This is a genomic window from Micromonospora sp. NPDC005173 (assembly GCF_040608515.1).
Lineage (GTDB): Bacteria > Actinomycetota > Actinomycetes > Mycobacteriales > Micromonosporaceae > Micromonospora.
The window spans coordinates 50271-69099 of sequence record NZ_JBEXIK010000015.1 but is presented as its reverse complement, the minus strand read 5'-3'; the positions used below and the strand labels follow the sequence as shown (position 1 = coordinate 69099).

Below are 18829 nucleotides of genomic sequence, written 5' to 3'. Positions count from 1 at the left end.
GCAAGGCTGGACCGCTATACCTCTTACCGCAGTTCCTTATACAGGCCGGGTGTGCGATCCAGCTGAAGGTTGCGAGTTGTCGTACCACCTACCTTCGCGCCGGAAGACTTGGCGCAGTCGGCCTTCGTCTACGAATCCGACTTTTTGGTGGAGATGGTGAGCTGCGTGGTTCTCTTTCTCAAAGCCATACCGGCAGACGGCACGTACCGCGTCCAGGCCAAATCCGCATCCGGCATGGCCGGGGCATGGGCCCGTATGCTGCTGGCCATAACCGGGCCGGCGTATCGCTTGTGGTGCGTCCCTCATCAGACCGGAGCCGCCAGCCACGAGGAGACCACGCCCATGACCACACGCGACGAGGCGACCGAAATGCGACCCCTTCAGTATTCCATCAACGTCACGTTGGATGGGTGCTGCGATCATCTTGCGATTCCCCCGGACGAAGACCTGCATCGTCACCACACCGAGAACCTCAACCAGGCCGATGCACTTCTCTTTGGCCGGGTGATGTACGAAAGATGGAGGCAGCGTGGCGGCCGCCGGCGCCGGCGGGTCGAGACCTGATTGGATGGAACCCTTCGCCCAGACGATCGAAACGGCCAAGAAGTACGTCGTGTCGAGCACCCTGGAGCAGGTCGATTGGAACGCGGAGCTCGTGCGCGGGGATCTGGGCAAGGCCGTTCAGCAGCTCAAGCAGGAGTCGGGTAAGGGACTGTTCGTGTCAGGCGTGAAGCTCCCGCTGGCGTTGGCGGAGCTGGGATTTATCGATGAGTACGAGTTCGTGGTGCATCCCAGGCTTGCGGGCCACGGGCCGACATTGTTCGCGGGGATGTCGAAGCATGTCGACTTGAAGCTCGTGAGCCGGCTGGAGTTCGCCTCGGGGGCGGTGGCGATGCGGTACGAGCCGAGAAGGTAACCATCGGGCTCGTTAACCCGAGCTGGCCACACCGTGGAGCCCAGGTTCGTGGCTCTCGAATACTTGTTCCTCCGGTACTCCGCGCCACCGTTAGCGGCGAGGGGCCGTCCAGGATCCGACCGCGTCGCAGCAGTAGTTTTGCGATCATGACGGACTGGGAGCTTCGGCCGGCTTCGGTGGCGGACGTCGAGGCGGTGGCCGAGTTGCGGGCCGTGGTGCTTCGGGCGGATCTGGAGCGGCTCGCGCGGTACGACGAGCAGCGGGTGCGCCAGCGACTGCGGGACGGGTTCGCGCCGACGCACACCTGGGTGATCGAGGTAGGCGGCGCGTTCGCCGGCTGCGTGTCGCTGCGTCCAGCCGAGGACGCCCGGTGGCTGGAGCACTTCTACCTCGCCCCGCACCTGCAGGGCAGCGGCATCGGTGCCGCAGTGCTGCGCGGGCTGCTGGAGCAGTGCGACCGCGATGGCAGCCTGGTCCGGCTGAACGTGTTGCAGGGTAGTCCGGCCCGCCGGCTGTACGAGAGGCACGGATTCACGGTCGAGACCGAGGACCCGGTGGACGTGTTCATGGTGCGCGAACCATCGTGACCAACACCGTATGCGCCTTGTCCTGCATCGATGGACGTCGGTTGCTGTCCTTCTGAGCTGTACGACTATGTGGACCCATCGCGGCAGTGTCTACGTGGGTGGTGACGTTGTGGCAACGTCATCCCGGAAAGCGAGTTCAGGCAGTCCACTCCGGCCGCTGCCGAGGCCGGCCGACCGGGATCCGACATGACCGGGGCCGACCACTCCCCAACTCATCCAGAGGACAAGGAGTCCCGATCGTGAACGTCAGAAACCGGACCCGCCCGCGACTCCTCTCCATCCTGCTGGCCGCCGTGCTCGCCACCGGGCTGTCCGTTCCCGGCGCCGGACCGGCGGTCGCCGGGCAGACCAGTCTGCGGGCCGCCGACCCGAGTGTGATCCGCGTCGGCAGCACCTACATCTCCGTCCAGTCGCTCAACGGCGGGATCGCCGTGCGGCAGGCAGCGTCAACCGACGCGCTGGCCGCCGCACCCGCGCGGCAGGTATGGACGGACAGCCGCAACCTCGGTGAGGTCTGGGCCCCGGAGATCATCACCGATGGCGGCCGCTACTACATCTACTTCTCCGCCGGGCGCGGCACCGCACACCGGATGTACGCGATCAGCTCGGCGTCGCCGGCCAGCGGCTACACGGCTGAGCGGCAGCTCGCGCTGCCCGGTGGCAAGTGGGCCATCGACGGCAGCCTGTTCACCTTCAACGGGCAGCGGTGGTTCGTCTGGTCGGGGTGGGCCGGCGACACCAACGTCGAACAGAACATCTACCTCAGCCGAATGAGCGACCCGGTCACCCCGACTGGCAACCGGTACATCATCTCCCAACCGCGGGAGAGCTGGGAACGCGTCGTCGGCAACCCGTACATCAACGAGTCCCCCGAGGCGATCAAGGACCCGAACGGGCAACTGCACATCGTCTACTCCGCCAACGGCAGCTGGAGCGACCAGTACTGCCTCGCCGACCTGCGGCTGCGGGCCGGCGGCGACCCGACGTACGTGTGGGACTGGTACAAGTCGAACGGCTGCCTGTTCGGCTCGAACCGGGCCACGATGATGGCCGGCTGGGATCCCACGCTGTACGTGAACGGGCCCGGCCACCACAGCTTCGTCCTGCTCAACGGCGACATCGCCACGAGCCCACCCGCCGGGCCGAGGTTCCCGCTGATGTTCCACGCCGTGCCCAAGGGCACCCCGTACTCCTGGGAGAACCGGTACTGGTACACCGGCACCTTCTGCTGGTGGGGCAACACCACCTACCGCCGCAGCAACGTGCCCGGCCCGACGACCGACACCGGGTTCAGCATCAAGTTCTTCGAGTGACCCGCCGGCCGACAGGGCCTGTCCGGCCGTACCGGATGGATCATCCCGCGCCGACCGACTGTAGCCTCCGCCCTTATGAGCTGGCTTCCTGATGACTTCATTCACCCCGTGCACGTACCCGTGCCCAACACCGCGCTTCACCTGCGGCCGATCCGGGAGGCGGACACCGCGCTCGACTACCCCGCCGTGATGGGCTCCCGAGAGCGCTTGTGGGAGATATTCGGTCCGGCCTGGGCGTGGCCCCCGGCGACGATGACCTACGAAGAGGACCGTATCGACCTGCTGCGCCACGAGAAGGAAATAGCCGCACACGAGTCGTTCAACTACGCGCTGCTGGACGAGGAGGAGACGGCGCTCCTCGGCTGCGTCTACATCGACCCGCCCGAGCGCACCGGCTCCGACGGCGAGGTCTCCTGGTGGGTGGTGGACGACCTCGTCGGCAGCGAGGTGGAGAGCGCGCTCGACGCGCTGGTGCCGCAGTGGATCGCCGCCGACTGGCCCTTCCAGCAGCCCCGTTACCTGGGCCGCGACATCACCTGGCAGGACTGGCTCGCGCTGCCGCGCGCCTCGTGACACGTCCGAGGGTGCCAGGTGTCGGCGTCCGCGGTGTGAACCGCGGTATTCGGCTCCTATAGTGGGCGCGCATGACTTTCGGGACAACCCAGGCAGTCGACCTATTCCGCGCAGAGGCCGCGAGGCGGAGCATTCCTCCGGCCGAGGTGGGGCGGTGGATGAGCGGTGTCCTCCGCCCGTGCGGGCACCTGGGCCCGGACATCGACGGGCCGGTGGTGGGCCAGTGGGGCGGCAGCCCGACGCTTCCGGTCGACATGCCTCACCCCCCGGATGGCTCCTACGACCCCAACTCCGGGGAGTCCGACCGTGTCAACTGGGCGATTCGGCGAGGCGATCTGGCCGCACTGAAGTTCGACGGGGTAGAGATCTTCACCGACGGAATGTGACCCGATAACGAGGACGGTAGGACCCCGCGACGGCGGTGCAGATCGTGCACTCGCCGCGGCGTAGTGCGCGGGATATCGAGCATCTCGGGTCGGCGCATGACGACTGGCCGTTCATGGCATCGCACCCCTCGTGAACCGCGGTCAGAATGTGGCGATCGGGTTGACCGGGCTGCCGGAGGTACCGGCGAAGCGGACCGGCGCGACTGCGAGGTGGAAGTCCCACTGGCCAAGCTCGGCAGCCGTCGTCGCGCACACCTCCAGGTCGCAGTTGTCGAGCAGCCACAGACCCATCGCGACGAGACCCACGGCGTGAACCGGCATCAACACGTCTTCGTACCCCGACGGCTGAACGTCCTGGGGGGTGTCAGCGCCGATCAGCGCGACGCCGCGTTCATGTAGCCACGGCAGGCAGGACGCGTGCCAGCCGGCCTGCGTGAAACCGCTGGCCGCACCGGCCTCGTGCCGGACGCGGCCATAGCCGGTCCGCAGGAGTACCGCATCGCCGGATCGCACCCGTACACCCTGGCGACGCTCGGCCTCCTCGAGATCGTCGGGAAACACACCCTGCCCCGGTTCCAACCACGGCACATCGCGGGCCCTCGCAACGTCCAGCAGGACACCACGCGTGATGATCCCGTTCGCCGCCGCCGTGACGGCCGCCCACGCCGATCCCGTTGCGGCGTCGACCAACGAGTGCGAACGCCCGTTGTACATCGTGCCGTCCCAGAAGATGTGGCACGGCGAGTCGACGTGGGTGAGGGTGTTGCCGTGGAACGTGATGCCGAGCCGCTCGGACGAAAAGCCCCAGCGCCGGTCGGCGTGGAAGCCGGCCACCGGCATGTTCTCGGCACCCGGCATGTCGGCGGCGCACGGGCACGTCGTCGTCGACCGCTCCATGTCTTCCGGTACGGCAACCTCCCATGCGCACGACACGCTCCTGCCGTGGCGCACGGCCCGCGCCGCCGCCAGCCGGACGTCGTCGGTGATGTGGTTCAGAGTTCCGAGCTCGTCCTCGTCGCCCCACCGTCCCCAGTTCGACAGCGTGTTGAAGTACCCGAGCACGTCGTCCTGCGTGGGCATCGGTCGCCCTGCCGTCATCCCAGCATCGACTCCTCCGGTCACGCGGTTCGAGGCACCGCAGGCAGGGTATCCCGCCGCTGGATACCCGACGACCTTGCACCGCCGGCGCCGCGATCAGCCAAGGTGCGCACTAATTTGAGCCAACGGGCCTCAGTCCGTTGTCAGTCCTCGGGTTGCCAGCTCGCTGAGCGAAGGGTTGCCGCCGAGCGCCGCGCGAGCCACCGCCGGCTTGCGCAGCTCGAACACCTCCACCATGAACGTCGGCGATTCGGACCGTTGCTTGATCCCGTCGACCTCCTGCCGGTCAGGGTTGAACGGCAGCGTCCGCCACTGACTCGCGGCTTCCTCCCAGCCAGAGGAGATGGCCTTGGCCAGGCCGTCGAGCAGGCTCGCGTAGTCCAGCGGCTTGACCGGCCGACCCAACCCGTATCGCTCGCGCAGGGCGGGATTCCGTCCCCTACCCGCGACCGGACAGGCCGGTCGTGAGGTGACGTCGAATTTCTAACCCAGACTCAGGTTGTGCTGCTTGAGCGCACTCTGGATGATTTCGAGCGCTTTCGGCCCCATGCCGTGCAGCTTGGCCAGTTCGGCGCGCGGCACCCCTGCAAGGTCACGCAGGGCCGTGTAGCCAGCGTTGTCCAAGGCCCGCGTCGCTGGTGCACCGATCTTCGGCAGGGTGTCGAGGGAGGAATTCACGCTCTTCATCATGTCGCGTCCAGCCCGTGGCTGCACCGTTCTCGCCTGGCGCGTCACGATCAGCCGGACAAGCTCCGGGCGGCAAAGGGTCGTGTCAGACGTGGGGTGGCCATCCTCGTACCGACGCCAAAGCCATGTGACGTTGGAGCCTTACGTGACGTTGTCGTACTCCGTCTGGTGGCGGCGGATTTCGGCATGGTGGTCGGCGGACCAGGCCGCCAGGGCCAGGACGGTGGAGAGCAGTGACGTGCCCAGTTCGGTGAGGGCGTACTCGACGCGGGGCGGGACTTCGGGGTAGGAGGTCCGGGTGACGAGGCCGGTGCGCTGCAGGTGCTTCAAGGTCAGCGTGAGCATGCGCTGAGAGATGCCGGGGATCGCGTCGCCCAGGTTCGAGTAGCGGATGGGGCCGTCGGCGAGCGTACCGATGATCAAGACGCTCCACTTGTCGCCGACGAGGTCCAGGACCTCGCGGATGAAATCGGCGTCTTCGTCGTTCCAGTGCGCACAGGGCCCTGGCGCGGCCCGGACGTTCGCCCGGACGTTGGTTCGCCTCCGTCGAAGATCCCCTGCACTCATACCCGCTCCCCCTCCGTCAGCCAGTTGCTACGCACATGAATGTACCTTTTGTGGCTCTCCGATTCTAATGCATGATGTGGCTACGAACAGGTAGTAAGAAAACGAGGAGGAGTGCCATGAAGATCGAGTTCTGGTCAGACATCGTCTGCCCGTACTGCGGGCTGATGGATCACCGGCTCCACCAGGCCCTGGACCGGTTCCCGGATGGCGACCAGGTGCAGGTGATCCACCGGTCGTTCCAACTACACCCCGACCTGCCACGGGAGGGTGTCAGTCAACGGGAGTTGATCAAGATGGCCGGGGCCCCCGCGACGACCGTGGACCGGGTCCTGCGGCCGATCGAGCGGGCAGCCAAGGCGGAGGGCCTGACGCCCTACCGCGCGGTCGACCGCACGCTCGGTCCGACCGACCTGGCCCACGATGTGCTCGCCTACGCGACCGACCAGGGCCGCGGAGCCGAGATCTGGACGGCGATGTTCCGCGCGCACTTCGGGCAGGCCCGCAAGCTGTGGACCGCCGGGGAGGTTCTCGATTTCGCCGCCGAGGTGGGCCTCGACCGCGCCGGGTCCGCCGAGGCCCTGCGTAGCCGCCGCTACCGCGCCCGCGTGGCGGCCGACCAGCGCGAGGCACAGCGCCTCGGGGCCCGCGGCGCGCCGTTCCTCGTGTTCAATGGCCGCTTCGCCGTTCCCGGGGCGATCGGCGTCGATGACCTGCTCGCGGTCATCGCCAAGGCGTGGGCCGAGAGCCATCCCACGCCACAGCCGCTGCCGGTTGTCGCTGACGCCGAGGGCATGTGCGCCCCGGACGGGTGCGCGGTACCCGACCGCACCATCTGAGCCGCGGGCGACGGATTCCCCGCGCTACCAACCCGAGCCGACCGCTCGGGGCAACAGACACGGACCCACGAGGGTTCGCCATCCCGAATTGGAGTTACCAGCCATGTCAGATCTGAAGGCGCAGGACAGTGCTCTGATCCTGATCGACCACCAGGTCATCTCGATGGGGTTCATCAAGACCCAGTCGCCCGACGTCGCCAAGTTGAACAGCATCACCCTTGTGAAGGCCGCGAAGGTCCTCGACATCCCCAACGTCTGGACCAGCAGCACCGAGGACGACAACCAGGACTGGTGGATGCCCGGGCTGGAGGAGATCAACCCCGAGGCCTACGCGAACCGGATCAAGCGCACCGGCATCATCGACTCCTGGGACGACCCGAACTTCGTCCGGGCCGTCGAGGCCACCGGCCGCCGGACCCTGATCATGGCCGGCACCACCAACGACGGCTGCCTGATCTACACCGCCCTCAGCGCCAAGCGGGCCGGATACGAGGTCTACGCGGTGCTCGACGCCGGAGGATCAGTGTTCCAGGCATCCGAGGAGGCGGCGCGACTGCGCATGATGCAGGCCGGCGTCATCCTGACCACCACCGCCGCGGTCCTCGGCGAACTCGCCAAGGACTGGGCCACTCCGCACGGCCAGCAGATTCGTCAGATTCTGGCCGACAACTTCAAGACCGTACTCGGTGGATTTGGGTTGGCGAAGTAGGCGCAGCGCCCCAGCGGGCCCGGCGGCAGGCTGCGTGCAGCCCGCGCCGGGCCCGCTTTCATGGGCGGCGCAGAGCGATCAGCCGCCGATCATGCGGGTTGGGCACCACACCGGCCAGCGTCGTCAGTCGCGCCACGCCGGCCGGCGCCGGGTGACCCCGGGCGACGTCGGCGATCACGCTACGCGCCAACGGCCGGCACCGAACCTCAGCCGGCGCAACACTGTCCGCGTCGACCAGCGCTCACGCTGCGCCGCGCAGGTCACCAACCTGCAGGTACGCCCGCGCGGCATCGACCAGGTCCGGATGCCTGTCCACCGTCGGACCTCAGCCAAGATCGATGGCTGGTGGCGTACCGCTCACGATCGCCTGCCATATCGAGCCGCAGCGGATGTCACTTTAACCCGCCATACATATAGGCGTGCATGCATAGGCGGCTAAGTCCGGCGGGACCTCAGACAACGATGTCGGTGGATATTGTTGCGGAATCTTTGTTCGGGACGCATAGACGGAGGTGTCGGTGAGGCACAGAAGACGATGGCGCTCAAGACTTGCCGCTGTGGTTGCGGCACTGGTCGCCGCACAGGTGGCGCTCGTCGCCCCCCCGGCGTCGGCAGGGGAGAAACGCCTGTGGGAGGTGGAGGTCGCCAAGATCCCCACCGCCAAGTACACCCGCGACGCCAAGGTCTACATCACCGAGTCCCTCCAGGCCCTCCGGCCGTATGTGGACGGCGGGCTGGGAGACAGCCGGATCGCCCCGGTGCTGGCGGACATCGAGAGCCGGTATTTCGACGGCGCCCGGCTCAAGAGCGCCGCCGACGGTGCGACGGTGTTCGACAACCTCCAGCATCTGGAGTCGTTCCTCAAGAGCCGGCTCTCCGGTGCCAGCCCGCCCAACGGCGAGGCCGAGCAGGCACATGTGGTTGCGCTGGTGGAGACCCTGTCCGGGTTGCGCCTGCTGGCGGACGCCGCGATCCAGGACGCCGAGGCGACGATCGGGCCGTTCCGGGCCAGCCCGCCGCCCGCGCCCGCCCCAGCTGGGCTGGCCGAGGCTTTCGCGGACCTGGATGCGGCCAAGGCCAGCCTCGCCAAGGCCGACACGATGCTGGCCAAGGCCAATCCGGAGCCGGCGACGGTCCACGCGTCGAAAGCCTGGGACGACGGCTTCCGCGTGTTGACCCGGCTGGGCATCACCTACAACGGCGACCACGATGGCGACGGAGTCGTCGATGTGGTGGAGCTGCGGTTCGGGTCCAGCCCGCTGCTGGTCGACTCCGACGGTGACGGGTTGACCGACAAGTTCGAGATCACCGAGTTGGCTGGCTGGACCCGGCCCAACGCGGTCGACACTGATCAGGACGGGGTCGCCGACGGCGCGGAGGACGTCGACGGCGATGGGCTCACCAACCTCGACGAGCAGCGGCTCGGTACCTCGCCCACCGACCCGGACACCGACGGCGACGGTGCCACTGACGGTGCCGAGGTGGCCCAGGGCAGCAATCCGCTCGTGGCCGACCAGCCACGCGCTCCGCCGACCCCCGGCAACGTCCCGCCGATCGTCCCCACCCCCACTGACACCGACACCGACGGCGACGGCCTGCCGGACCTCGTGGAGGAGGACGGCCTCACCGATCCCGCCAACGTCGACACCGACGGCGACGGGCTCTCGGACTTCACCGAGGACGACCTCTCGATCAACCCCCGTGTTCAGGACACCGACGGGGATGGTCTACGCGACGACTACGAGGTCGCCAACGCCGAATCCCAGGGCCTCGACCCTGGCCGATTCGACGAGCAGATCAGCAAGTGGACGTACGTTTCCGACTTCCTGCTCGGCATGTTCGCCGGAGACTTCGCCGAGAAGGACTCGATGGCGTGGCTCGCCGGCAACCTGTGTAGCGGCGGACTGAGCGTCATCCCGGTCGTCGGCTGGATCCTCGGCGGGCTCGCCGACATCCGCGACACGATCGCCGCGCTCATCCACGGCGAGTGGGTCAGCGCGGGTCTCAGCATCCTCGGCGTCGTCCCCTACGTCGGTGACGCGGTCGCGATCCCCGCCAAGGTCGCGAAGTTCGTCCTCAAGTACACCCACCGCCTCACGCCGGCGGCCCGGTTCGTCGCCAAATACGACAAGATCCCCGACACCGTCAAGGAGCTCACCTACGAGCTCATCATGCCGGAGGTCTGGGCAGCCCTCGTCGAACCGGAGGGTCTGGCAGCCGCCGCCGCCGGCAGAGTCAGCAAGAGCAACTTCAATCGGCTGCTCAGTGGTGAGCGCACCGACCTCCAGAAGATCCACTTCGCGCTCAAGGCGGTGGGCAGCAACGGACAGAATCTGCACGTCCCCGGCCCCAACGTCAGATGGGCCACGGGCCGTAACGACGGTCAGAACATCTTCGTCGACGAACTCATGGGATACCGTCAGGACACCACTCGGGGCCGGCCCCAGCTCTGGCTGCGGCAGGCCGGCGAGCCAGGGCAGTTCGAGCCCAGCGGCCGGTCGACCGACTATGGCGAGTACACCCCTGAGGGCTGGGTCATCCACGAGGTCAAGACCGGCGTCCCGACCGAACACGACCGCCACAACCTCATTCAGTGCGATGAGGACAAGTGGTACTCCGACCCGGCCAACCAGGACAAGATCCTGGAGGACAACAAGATTAACCCGCAGTTCCGAAACACAAAGATCAAGGGAGCCCAGTGGCACTTCATGCCACATGGTGGGTATAACTCGCTCGGCCCATCCGATCTTGTGTTGGATTGTCTGAAGAAGAACAACATCCCCTTCACCATCCACTTCCCACTGAGCTAGCCGGGTTCCGTCGGGGGCCGGGCCGCCGGCCCGGCCCCCGACGCGTTCACCACGAAGGACCATGAACCCATGACATCTGAACTACCCGCGTACGCGGCGCCGGGCATCGAGTCCGAGGACCCCACCGGCGACCCGGGCTACTTCTTCTACCGCGTCGACCGACTCGCCGACTTCCCCCCGGTCGCCGCGGCCATCGGCCGCACCCCGAGCCTCCTGCCGGCGATCTGCTCGGACGACAGCCAGATGCGGGAGGCTTTCGCCCAGAGCCGCGCCGCGCTCTGCCGGCAACTCTGGGTCGGTACTGACGACGGGCTGCACTGGGAGTTGAGCTTCGGCGACGGCGTGAAGTTCATCGTCGACACTGGGGACGAGCCCGTGGATCTCCTCCGGGACGCTCTCGTGGCGCAGCCCCGCGTCAGCTCCGCCGAACACTATTGCGACGAGAACTTCAAGGTCGAAACGACCCAGGTGCTGCGGGCCGACGAGATAGCCGCCTACTTCATCGACACGGTCGTCACCGCCCACCGCGAGTTCGCCCGCCGCCAGGGCATCGACCTGCCGTACTGAGGCCACCACGCGCGCTGAGCGCCACGATCGGATCATCGGGTTCGGTTTAGCCGCGCCGGTCGGTGGCCTTGTTGTCCTCGCCGTACTCGCCGCGGATGGGAAGGTAATAGGCGGGAGGAAGCCGGCGATGATGGCGACGCCCGCGATCGGCACGAACGCGCCGACGACGATGCCGGAGCCGATCCAGACCAGCGCGAGCGCGAATCGGCGGCCGATGGCCCGGACGCCGAAGGGACCGAGGCGGGGGTCCAGCAGTTTGGCGCTGCGGATATGGGCCCAAATGATGTTGAACAGGGCTGCCGCCGTCCACAGTGTGGTGCCGTAGACGACGACCGCCGTACGCAGGCCCTGCTCCGCGCGCAATGCTCCGGCGAGTAGCGACGTGGAGAACGGCAGGAACGCGATGACCATCAAGAGCAACGTGTTGAGGAACAAGACCTCACGGTCGGCGTGGCGGACGCGGTCGAACATGACGTGATGATTGACCCACACCTGCCCGATGAGCAGGAAGCTCAGCGCGTACGCCAGGTACGACGACCACAACGCCCCGAGGCCCCGCAGGAGATGCCCGAAGTCCTCCGGCGGTTGGATCTCCAGCACGAGAAGCGTCACGGCGATGGCGAAGACAGCGTCGCTGAAAGCCACCAGCCGGCCCGGATGACGCACGAGCTGCGGAGTGTCGCTTTTGGAAAGCATGCTCTAAGTATGCTATTTATCCGGTTCTGCCACGCTCGCCCGCAGCCCGCTCGTGGGCCAGTGCCTCGTCATGCAGCCTTGAAGGGGTAATCCAGGTGGCGGATCTTGAATCCGACTGCGAATGCGGTCTTGGGTTGGGCTCGTTGGTTGCGCCACCGGATGTAGGCGCCGATCGCGCTGTCCTGATCGGCGTGGCCGCGGTGGTCGGTGCCGTTGAGGGCGAAGTAGCGGACGGCGGCGAACTCGGCCTCGATCCGGTTTCAGCCAGGACGCGTACGTCGGCAGGAACACCAGCTCGACCTGATGGGCAGCGCACCACGCTTTGACCTCGGGATGCTTGTGCGGGGAGAAGTTGTCGCAGATCAGGTACAGGTGCTCGCCCGGCCAGCGGGCCCGCAAGGTCTTAGGGAAGCTGAGGAACTCGCGCCACCGTTTGCGGTCACGGATATGCCGTTCGACCATCGACACCTGCCGGACGAACACCTCCGGGCGCCTCTACCCACGCCACCACCTCCCAGACCAACAACGATGGGAGACAGCCTGCCGACACATCCTCAGAACCAGCGGATTACACGGCCAACGTTCAAAGACGAGGCACTAGGAGGTTCGGGGCCATGCCCTCGGAAGACTCTCGAACGCGTGGCAGGAGGAGCGGAGACCCTATCGCTGGCAACCGGTCCACTCGTTCGGCGGTTGGGGCCTGGCCGTTACCGCGCCCAAGCGCCCCTGCGCAGTGTGGCTGCTGAAAATCGCGACTGGTCCGGGCCATCCTCGTGTGCTCGGAGCCGGGTGCGTCGAGGCACCCGGCCTGTCGCGCGCTCAGGGATTCCAGTCCACGACGGCGTACACGCCGTCGAAGCGCCGCGCGGCCAGTTCGTCGCGCTGGATCCCCCAGTAAAGGGCGGCACCGCCTGGCCTCATCTCCGAGCTGCACAAGAACTCGGCCAGCAGCACCCAGTCCTCGACGCGCGGTGAGGGGCTGCCGGAGCCCCCCCAGTAGCCCAACTGCTCCGCCTTTCCTGCGTACTCCGCGACGACTCCGAGAGGACCGTCGTTTCCCTGGAAGTCGCAGGCCGAGGCGTGCCCACCAATCTGCACGCCGCCCCACTTGCTGCTGATGGGGGCCTTACTACTCCAATAATCGATCAGTTTGGGGTTGAGATGCGCCGGGGTGTGTGAGGGCAGGGAGACGTCGATCGTCAGGTGTATGTCGCCCTGTGGGTAGCTCTGGCAAACCTGGAGAAATTCCTCGTCCTCGTCCTCGTCAAGTTCTTCGTCCTCCGGCGGTTCCTCGACGGCTACGCCAGCCGGGACGTATAAGGCCGAGCCCTGCGAGTAGTAATCGCCGCCTTCGGGATAGCCGAAGAGCAGCAGTTGGCCGTCGGGCGGTAGTGGAAGATCCGTCGCCTGCCTGGGCAGGGCCGCGCAGTCGATGGTGGCGACGAGGGGAAGTCCGGAAACCTGGGTGCCTCGGGGAACCATCGCGGTGCCGCCGAACCGGCCGACGACCGGCCCGTCTCCGCCGGGCGTCAGTGTCCCGCAGGGAATGGCGGTGGCGATCCATCGTTCGACATCGTCGGCCGGGAAGCCTTGTTGGAGTGCGTCGGCGCGGATCTGATCTAACTGCTGAGGGATGGTCAAAATCACGTGGGCAGCCTAGTACGGCGGCCGCCCTTTGAGATGGCGCTGGTCGGGAGGGGTGGACGCAAGGCGGGCACCGCATGATCGTCTGTACCTTGTGGACATAAGGCCGGCTGCCCCTGGGCGGACATCAGCACCACGATCGTCCGGCGCAACTTCACCGGGTCCTTCGCGGTCCGGGTGATCCGCTGCAACCGTTGACCCTCGGCCATCGACACCTGCCGGACGAACACCTCCGGGCGTCTGCCCACCGGCCCCCACCTCCCACAGCGTCATACGTTGGGAGACAGCCTGCCCGAGGGCTTCTCAGAACCGACGGATTACACGATCAACGTTCAAAGACGGGGCACTAGTTCTGCGGCGCCAGGGTGCGCAGGACGCAGAACTCGTTGCCCTCGGGGTCTGCCATGACCACCCAGTTTCGGTCTGCGCCCTGGCCCACATCCGTCTTGGTGGCGCCGAGGCCGAGCAATCTGGTTGCCTCATCCTCGGTGCTGCCGTCGATCGGGCTGACGTCGAGGTGAAGCCGGTTCTTCACGGTCTTGCCCTCGGGCACCTGGATGAACAGCAGGGTGGGCGACATCTGTTGGGCCCGAACATCCTCGGCGGTCGGCACCCAGGAGCCGATCTCGACCTTGCCCTCGCTCCGGTCGATCACCTTGAAGTCCAAGACCTCGCACCAGAAGGCCGCGAGCCTCTCCGGATCGTGGCAGTCAACGGCCAACTCGGTAAACCTACTTGTCATGACTCTCCCTGATAGCGCGAACGGCGCTCAGAGTATGCCGCCCGTCCGACAGCTCTGAGATCCTCCTGACTAGGCACATCAGACGGGCTTGACCCGGCATCACATACGCGAGAAGCCCCCGGCAGCAACAGCCGTCAACGGGTCAGGCCGACGAGCGTCGCCAGTCGCGCCGCTGGGCGGCGGCGGGTGACCCCGGGCAACCTCGGCGACCACGAGTACGCGCCAACGGCCGGCACCGAACCTCGGCCAGCGCGACGCTGTCCGCGTCGACGAGGGCGCGTGCGGCACCGCGAGAACCAGATCGCAGCCTCCGTCACAGCAGGGAACACCATGAGCACTTTCCAACTGGTTCGCGCAGCACGGATGGTTCCCCGTTTCGGAGCAAGGTAGTGGACCCTCTCAGGTGGCCGACCGGGTCATGCCGAAGTTCGGTTGTGCCGCGAACGCCGTACTGGGCTGACATTGCCGTTCTGCCGCGAGCGAACCCGCTTGTCTTGTTGCGGGGCGCTGTAGAGGATCGGTGGATGGATCTCCATACTGCGGAACGGCAGCTCCAAGCCGCTCAGCGCGCCGCCGACCTCGAGTCCCTCGACGCGCTTCTGCACCCCCAGGTCGTGGGTGCTGGACCGGATGGCACGATTTTTACGAAGGAAGATGACCTGGAGAGCTACCGCTCGGGGGCCCTGCGAATCACTAACCTGGTGGAGGAGTCGCTCGACGTCCAGGAAGACGGTGAGACCGGGGTGACCCGCACGGTCGCTGCGGTGGATGCCGTTCAGGGCGGTGCCGTTATGTCCGCGCGGTTGCGCTACACCCGGCTGTGGGTGCGTGAGGACGGCAACTGGCGGGTGTTGGCCGCCACCTTCGTCCCGGTCTAGTGAGCGCTTCAACTGCCGTAGGTCGGGTTCTCGATGTGGTGTAGGGCCAGGATGGCTTGCACGATCGCGGTGGCGCGGCGTGGGCAGCAGCGCAGTTTGCTCAGCAGACGCCAGGTTTTGAGGGTGGCGATGGCGCGTTCGCCGAGCGCGCGGATGCGGGCATGGGCCCGGTTCACCGCTTTCTCCCGGCGCGAGAGTCGTTGCCGTCGACGGTGCCGTTTGAACGGGGTACGGATGCTGCCGCCGGCGCCTTGGTAGCCGCGGTCGGCGAAGGTCATCACTTGTTCGCTGGTCAGCGTGTTGACGATGTCGTGGGTGCGGGCGGCGGTCAGGTCGTGGACCGCGCCGGGCAGGGCCGGTGAGGCCCAGACCAGGCGCCCGGCCGGGTCGGCGATGACCTGCAGGTTGACGCCGTGCCGCTTGTGTTTTCCGGAGTAGTACGGCTTCTGATCGGCGACGCGGTCGATCGGGATCAGGGTCCCGTCGAGGATCGAGTAGGCCAGCCGGCGGATCCGGGCCATGGCGGCGGTTAGGTCGTCTGCTGCGGCAGCCTGGCTCATGGGTCGGGAAACGGACAACAGCAGCATCCGACCTAGTCCAATAGCGGCGCGAGCCCGTCGAGCAGTCGCTGCAGGCCGAACTCCAGCAGAATATCCAAGTCGAACTCGAGGTGGTCGGCGGCGATGGCGCGGGCCATCATAGGCAGTTGCCGGCTGGCCAGCACGGTCGCGAGGCGGTTCTGCTGCGCCCGCATCCACTCCTTGTCGGTCAGGCCGCTCTCCTGTTCGGCCTGCGCCTCGTCCTCCAGGTTCACCGCTGTGCCGCGTACGTAGTTTGCGACCATCACCGCCGCCCGAAACTGCGTGTTCGGGTCCAAGCCGTACGCGTCCAGGGCCCGCATCGTCCATTCCGTGTGGGCCATCGCGTGCGGGGCCAGCAGCGGCCGGGTGAACGAGACCGCCTGGGCCAGCCACGTGTGCCGCCGGTACATCGACCATTGCAGCCGGGCGAGAGCTTCGACGCAGGCCCGCCAGCCGTCCGTTTCCGGTGACAGCGCCGGTGGCGGGTTGGCGGCCATAACCTTGTCCGTCATCAGCAGCACCAGCTCCTCCTTGTCTTGCACGTGTCGGTAGAGCGACATCGTCGGGACGCCGAGCTCGCCGGCGAGGCGGCGCATGGACAGGCCGGTCAGCCCTTCGGCGTCGGCGATGGTGATGGCCGTGCTGACCACGAGGTCGCGGTCCGGCCCCGACCCGACGGGCCGGGATCGACGGGTCACGACCGTCCCGACGCCGGGCGTCGCTCGCACGAGGCCCTGCTCGCGCAGGGTGGCGAGAACCTTCGTTGCGGTCGCCATCGCGACCCCGTACTGCGCCGTGATCTGCCGGGTCGACGCGACCTTGGCGCCGGGCGCGAGTTCGCCGGAGGCGATCCGGGCCGCGATCTCCGCAGCGATCCGCCGGAACTGCGGTACGTCCATCACTTACCTCCACGTGTACTAGTGCACTCCACTCTAGTGCACTACCTCAGAATCCGGGGGTTAGCACTACTGCCTCGGTCCATAGTGCATTTGTACGGTGTACGGAGCAGCCACGGGAGAGGCATGGATCATGACTGACGCAGTCCGACTCGAATCGCTTTACAAGACCTACGATGACACCGTCACCGCGCTCGACGGCGTCACGGCCACCTTCGCCACCGGCACCTTCACCGCGGTGATGGGGCCGTCCGGTTCCGGCAAGAGCACCCTGTTGCAGTGCGCTGCCGGCCTCGACCGGCCCACCGCCGGCCGGGTGTTCATCGACGGCGCCGAACTGACGGCCACGAAGGACACCGCGATGACGAAGTTCCGCCGCCGCCGGGTCGGTTTCGTCTTCCAGGACTACAACCTGCTGCCGGCGTTGACCGTCGAGCAGAACGTCGTCCTGCCGCTGCGGCTGGCCGGCCGTCGCGCCGACCGCGAGCGCTGCCGCGCCGTGCTGGAGCAACTGGGCCTCGGCGAGCGCCTGCACGACCGGCCGGAGCAGCTCTCCGGCGGGCAGCGCCAGCGGGTCGCCGTGGCCCGGGCCCTGGTCACCGAGCCGGCCGTGATCTTCGCCGACGAGCCGACCGGCGCGCTGGACATGCGCAGCGCCCGTGAGGTTCTCACCCTGCTGCGCGCGGTGGTGCACGAGCGCGGCCGTACGGTGGTGATGGTGACCCACGACCCGGTCGCGGCCGCGTACGCGGACTTGGTGGTCTTCCTCGCCGACGGCCGCCTGGCCGGCGCACTGAGTGCGCCCACCGCGGATGCCGTCGCCGAGCGTCTGGCCCACCTGGGCGACATGGTCGCCGAGCACACGCCCGGCCGGATCGGGGCCGTGGCATGATCGCCGTCGCGCTGCGCAACCTGCGGCACCGCCCCGGTGGTTTTGTGGCCACCTTCCTGTCCGCGTTCCTGGGCGCGACGCTGCTGATGGCGTTCGCGTCGCTGCTCGATACCGCCGCGACCGCGGACGCGGCAAGCGGTGAATCCCTGAGCACCACGGCCGGTGTCGGCGGCGGCTGGTGCCTGATCATCGTTGGCTTCGCGGTCACCTCGACCCTGAGTCTCGCGGTGCGTCAGCGTGCCGAGCAGGTGACGCTGCTGCGCCGGATCGGCGCGACCGGGCCGCAGCTGCGCCGCATGATCGTGGGAGAGGCTGCGGCGGTCGCCCTGGTGGCGTCGGTGGTGGCCGTGCCGGCGGGGCTGTACCTCGGCCGTGTGCTGCTCACGCTGATGCAGAACACCGGCCAGGTCGGGGAGTCGGTGGGGTACGTTTTCGGGCCGATCGCGCTCGGTGCGGGCTTCGGCGTCACGCTGCTCGGCTCGATCGTCGCAGGCGTCGCAGCTGCTCGGCGTACGTCGCGGCCACCCGGTACCAAGGCGGCGCGGCCGCGAGTCCGACGGATCGGCGGGGTGGTTTTCCTGCTGGTCGGCGCGAACTGTTCGGTGCTGACCGCGACGCTGATGGACGGCAAGGGCATCGACGCGATGTCGACGGCGGGCCAGGCGGGCATCTGGGCGGCGATCGGGCTGGCCCTGTTCGCCCCAGAGCTGCTGCGGCTGGTCACGGCGGTGCTGGGCACACCCGTACGGGCGCTCGGCGGCGTCGCCGGGGAGTTGGCAGTCCTCGGGGTGCGCCAGCGCACCCGGCAGCTGGCGGGCGCGGTGATGCCGGTGGTGCTGTTCACCGGCATCGCGACCGGCACGGTTTACATGCAGGACATTGAGGACAAGGCGTCGGCGGGCGCCGTCCAGCCGGACTACGCACAGGACATCCAGACGCTGAACTACGTGGTCGTCGGTATGATCACGGTCTTCGTGGCAATCATGCTGGTCAACACCCTGATCGCGGCAACGATGCACCGGCGGCGCGAGTTCGCCCAGCAGCGGCTGGCCGGCTCGACGCGGGGCCAGCTGATCGCGATGGTCACCCTGGAGGGCCTGTTGGTGACGGTCACGGGAGTGCTGTCAGGCTCGACGGCGGCGCTCTTCACGATCCTGCCGTTCGGCGCGGCCCGAGCGGACCGCATTTGGCCGGACGCCACACCCATCGCGTACACGATCATTGTCACAGTGGCCGTAGCGCTCACGGGCGCGGCAGTCCTCGGCACGACGAGGCGTGCGCTGAGCGGCCCGGCAGTCGCCGCCATCCATTGACCACAGTGCTCGTCCCCCGCCAACTGAACGGCGGGGGACGGCGTGCATCTACCAAGAGCCGGCGGTCCGGCGGGTGGCTGCCGTCTAGCCGACCCACTGGCCCGCCCTTGGTCACCGCCTTCGGGAGCCGGGTCCGGC

Annotated in this window: 22 protein-coding genes and 1 pseudogene; 12 read left to right on the top strand and 11 right to left on the bottom strand. The window is 67.5% G+C overall.

Features of this window, described 5'->3' with window-relative positions:
- Window positions 1–108 precede the first annotated feature (108 nt).
- The 6 genes from ABZV00_RS18705 to ABZV00_RS18680 all read left to right on the top strand — a co-directional run bounded on the left by ABZV00_RS18705 (window position 109) and on the right by ABZV00_RS18680 (window position 3775).
- The gene (locus ABZV00_RS18705; RefSeq protein WP_355607722.1) at window positions 109–564 is read left to right on the top strand and encodes a hypothetical protein; all 456 of its coding nucleotides are present in this window, start codon (window positions 109–111) and stop codon (window positions 562–564) included.
- Window positions 565–568: 4 nt separating this feature from the next.
- Window positions 569–916 carry a dihydrofolate reductase family protein gene (locus ABZV00_RS18700; protein WP_355607720.1) on the top strand — a complete coding sequence of 116 codons (348 nt, stop codon included), beginning with the start codon at window positions 569–571 and terminating at the stop codon, window positions 914–916.
- Window positions 917–1062: 146 nt separating this feature from the next.
- Window positions 1063–1503, top strand: a complete 441-nt coding sequence (locus tag ABZV00_RS18695) for a GNAT family N-acetyltransferase (protein ID WP_355607717.1) — start codon at window positions 1063–1065, stop codon at window positions 1501–1503.
- A gap of 239 nt (window positions 1504–1742) precedes the next feature.
- The gene (locus ABZV00_RS18690; protein WP_355607715.1) at window positions 1743–2816 is read left to right on the top strand and encodes a glycoside hydrolase family 43 protein; all 1074 of its coding nucleotides are present in this window, start codon (window positions 1743–1745) and stop codon (window positions 2814–2816) included.
- 75 nt (window positions 2817–2891) lie between these two features.
- The gene (locus ABZV00_RS18685) at window positions 2892–3389 is read left to right on the top strand and encodes an N-acetyltransferase (RefSeq protein ID WP_355607713.1); all 498 of its coding nucleotides are present in this window, start codon (window positions 2892–2894) and stop codon (window positions 3387–3389) included.
- 158 nt (window positions 3390–3547) lie between these two features.
- A complete protein-coding gene (locus tag ABZV00_RS18680; RefSeq protein ID WP_355607710.1) occupies window positions 3548–3775 on the top strand; it encodes a hypothetical protein in 228 nt (75 codons plus the stop codon).
- A gap of 141 nt (window positions 3776–3916) precedes the next feature.
- Here ABZV00_RS18680 and ABZV00_RS18675 read toward each other — a convergent pair whose 3' ends face one another.
- From ABZV00_RS18675 to ABZV00_RS18660, 4 genes are all read right to left on the bottom strand, one after another.
- Complete coding sequence (locus ABZV00_RS18675) at window positions 3917–4855, bottom strand: cyclase family protein (protein ID WP_355607709.1); 939 nt, start codon at window positions 4853–4855, stop codon at window positions 3917–3919.
- 150 nt (window positions 4856–5005) lie between these two features.
- On the bottom strand, window positions 5006–5278 hold the full coding sequence (locus ABZV00_RS18670; RefSeq protein ID WP_355607706.1) for a hypothetical protein: 273 nt from the start codon (window positions 5276–5278) through the stop codon (window positions 5006–5008).
- Window positions 5279–5356: 78 nt separating this feature from the next.
- A complete protein-coding gene (locus ABZV00_RS18665; RefSeq protein ID WP_355607907.1) occupies window positions 5357–5560 on the bottom strand; it encodes a helix-hairpin-helix domain-containing protein in 204 nt (67 codons plus the stop codon).
- A gap of 141 nt (window positions 5561–5701) precedes the next feature.
- A complete protein-coding gene (locus tag ABZV00_RS18660; RefSeq protein ID WP_328417088.1) occupies window positions 5702–6127 on the bottom strand; it encodes a helix-turn-helix domain-containing protein in 426 nt (141 codons plus the stop codon).
- A gap of 116 nt (window positions 6128–6243) precedes the next feature.
- Between ABZV00_RS18660 and ABZV00_RS18655 the strand changes: the two genes are divergently transcribed.
- Window positions 6244–6963: a DsbA family oxidoreductase gene (locus tag ABZV00_RS18655; protein WP_355607703.1), complete on the top strand. Its 720-nt coding sequence runs from the start codon at window positions 6244–6246 to the stop codon at window positions 6961–6963.
- 103 nt (window positions 6964–7066) lie between these two features.
- Window positions 7067–7672 carry an isochorismatase family protein gene (locus ABZV00_RS18650; protein WP_355607701.1) on the top strand — a complete coding sequence of 202 codons (606 nt, stop codon included), beginning with the start codon at window positions 7067–7069 and terminating at the stop codon, window positions 7670–7672.
- A 58-nt stretch (window positions 7673–7730) separates the two neighbouring features.
- Here the strand turns inward: ABZV00_RS18650 and ABZV00_RS18645 are convergent, their stop codons facing one another.
- Window positions 7731–7862, bottom strand: a complete 132-nt coding sequence (locus ABZV00_RS18645; protein ID WP_355607698.1) for a hypothetical protein — start codon at window positions 7860–7862, stop codon at window positions 7731–7733.
- Window positions 7863–8229: 367 nt separating this feature from the next.
- On the opposite strand from ABZV00_RS18645, the gene ABZV00_RS18640 reads away from it, so the two are divergent.
- Entirely contained in the window at window positions 8230–10482 is a 2253-nt protein-coding gene (locus tag ABZV00_RS18640; RefSeq protein ID WP_355607696.1) for a hypothetical protein, read from the top strand.
- An 81-nt stretch (window positions 10483–10563) separates the two neighbouring features.
- Here the strand turns inward: ABZV00_RS18640 and ABZV00_RS18635 are convergent, their stop codons facing one another.
- The 4 genes from ABZV00_RS18635 to ABZV00_RS18620 form a co-directional block, all read right to left on the bottom strand.
- Window positions 10564–11745, bottom strand: a complete 1182-nt coding sequence (locus ABZV00_RS18635) for a TMEM175 family protein (RefSeq protein WP_355607693.1) — start codon at window positions 11743–11745, stop codon at window positions 10564–10566.
- Between the two features lie 12 nt (window positions 11746–11757).
- Window positions 11758–12207 (bottom strand): transposase, encoded by a 450-nt coding sequence (locus ABZV00_RS18630; protein ID WP_355607904.1) that lies wholly within the window; start codon window positions 12205–12207, stop codon window positions 11758–11760.
- 357 nt (window positions 12208–12564) lie between these two features.
- On the bottom strand, window positions 12565–13392 hold the full coding sequence (locus ABZV00_RS18625; protein WP_355607691.1) for a DUF1963 domain-containing protein: 828 nt from the start codon (window positions 13390–13392) through the stop codon (window positions 12565–12567).
- 343 nt (window positions 13393–13735) lie between these two features.
- Window positions 13736–14131, bottom strand: a complete 396-nt coding sequence (locus ABZV00_RS18620; protein WP_355607689.1) for a VOC family protein — start codon at window positions 14129–14131, stop codon at window positions 13736–13738.
- 524 nt (window positions 14132–14655) lie between these two features.
- Here ABZV00_RS18620 and ABZV00_RS18615 point away from each other — a divergent pair.
- Window positions 14656–15009, top strand: a complete 354-nt coding sequence (locus tag ABZV00_RS18615; RefSeq protein WP_355607686.1) for a nuclear transport factor 2 family protein — start codon at window positions 14656–14658, stop codon at window positions 15007–15009.
- A gap of 8 nt (window positions 15010–15017) precedes the next feature.
- On the opposite strand, the pseudogene ABZV00_RS18610 reads toward ABZV00_RS18615, so the two are convergent.
- Together ABZV00_RS18610 and ABZV00_RS18605 are read right to left on the bottom strand one after the other, a co-directional pair.
- Window positions 15018–15557: pseudogene (locus ABZV00_RS18610) on the bottom strand (transposase family protein); the annotation flags it as partial.
- A gap of 44 nt (window positions 15558–15601) precedes the next feature.
- Window positions 15602–16489 (bottom strand): TetR/AcrR family transcriptional regulator C-terminal domain-containing protein, encoded by an 888-nt coding sequence (locus tag ABZV00_RS18605; protein ID WP_355607683.1) that lies wholly within the window; start codon window positions 16487–16489, stop codon window positions 15602–15604.
- Between the two features lie 130 nt (window positions 16490–16619).
- On the opposite strand from ABZV00_RS18605, the gene ABZV00_RS18600 reads away from it, so the two are divergent.
- Together ABZV00_RS18600 and ABZV00_RS18595 are read left to right on the top strand one after the other, a co-directional pair.
- The gene (locus ABZV00_RS18600) at window positions 16620–17378 is read left to right on the top strand and encodes an ABC transporter ATP-binding protein (RefSeq protein ID WP_355607681.1); all 759 of its coding nucleotides are present in this window, start codon (window positions 16620–16622) and stop codon (window positions 17376–17378) included.
- Entirely contained in the window at window positions 17375–18691 is a 1317-nt protein-coding gene (locus ABZV00_RS18595; RefSeq protein ID WP_355607678.1) for an ABC transporter permease, read from the top strand. Before ABZV00_RS18600 ends, ABZV00_RS18595 begins: the two co-directional genes overlap by 4 nt.
- The last annotated feature ends 138 nt before the right edge of the window (window positions 18692–18829 follow it).

Bases quoted from the DNA above. Each gene is read 5' to 3' on its own strand.
- ABZV00_RS18700 (WP_355607720.1), top strand. From the start codon at position 569: ATGGAACCCTTCGCCCAGACGATCGAAACGGCCAAGAAGTACGTCGTG.
- ABZV00_RS18695 (WP_355607717.1), top strand. From the start codon at position 1,063: ATGACGGACTGGGAGCTTCGGCCGGCTTCGGTGGCGGACGTCGAGGCG.
- ABZV00_RS18685 (WP_355607713.1), top strand. From the start codon at position 2,892: ATGAGCTGGCTTCCTGATGACTTCATTCACCCCGTGCACGTACCCGTG.
- ABZV00_RS18680 (WP_355607710.1), top strand. From the start codon at position 3,548: ATGAGCGGTGTCCTCCGCCCGTGCGGGCACCTGGGCCCGGACATCGAC.
- ABZV00_RS18675 (WP_355607709.1), bottom strand. From the start codon at position 4,855: ATGCCCACGCAGGACGACGTGCTCGGGTACTTCAACACGCTGTCGAAC.
- ABZV00_RS18665 (WP_355607907.1), bottom strand. From the start codon at position 5,560: ATGAAGAGCGTGAATTCCTCCCTCGACACCCTGCCGAAGATCGGTGCA.
- ABZV00_RS18660 (WP_328417088.1), bottom strand. From the start codon at position 6,127: ATGAGTGCAGGGGATCTTCGACGGAGGCGAACCAACGTCCGGGCGAAC.
- ABZV00_RS18655 (WP_355607703.1), top strand. From the start codon at position 6,244: ATGAAGATCGAGTTCTGGTCAGACATCGTCTGCCCGTACTGCGGGCTG.
- ABZV00_RS18650 (WP_355607701.1), top strand. From the start codon at position 7,067: ATGTCAGATCTGAAGGCGCAGGACAGTGCTCTGATCCTGATCGACCAC.
- ABZV00_RS18635 (WP_355607693.1), bottom strand. From the start codon at position 11,745: ATGCTTTCCAAAAGCGACACTCCGCAGCTCGTGCGTCATCCGGGCCGG.
- ABZV00_RS18630 (WP_355607904.1), bottom strand. From the start codon at position 12,207: ATGGTCGAACGGCATATCCGTGACCGCAAACGGTGGCGCGAGTTCCTC.
- ABZV00_RS18620 (WP_355607689.1), bottom strand. From the start codon at position 14,131: ATGACAAGTAGGTTTACCGAGTTGGCCGTTGACTGCCACGATCCGGAG.
- ABZV00_RS18615 (WP_355607686.1), top strand. From the start codon at position 14,656: ATGGATCTCCATACTGCGGAACGGCAGCTCCAAGCCGCTCAGCGCGCC.
- ABZV00_RS18605 (WP_355607683.1), bottom strand. From the start codon at position 16,489: ATGGACGTACCGCAGTTCCGGCGGATCGCTGCGGAGATCGCGGCCCGG.
- ABZV00_RS18600 (WP_355607681.1), top strand. From the start codon at position 16,620: ATGACTGACGCAGTCCGACTCGAATCGCTTTACAAGACCTACGATGAC.
- ABZV00_RS18595 (WP_355607678.1), top strand. From the start codon at position 17,375: ATGATCGCCGTCGCGCTGCGCAACCTGCGGCACCGCCCCGGTGGTTTT.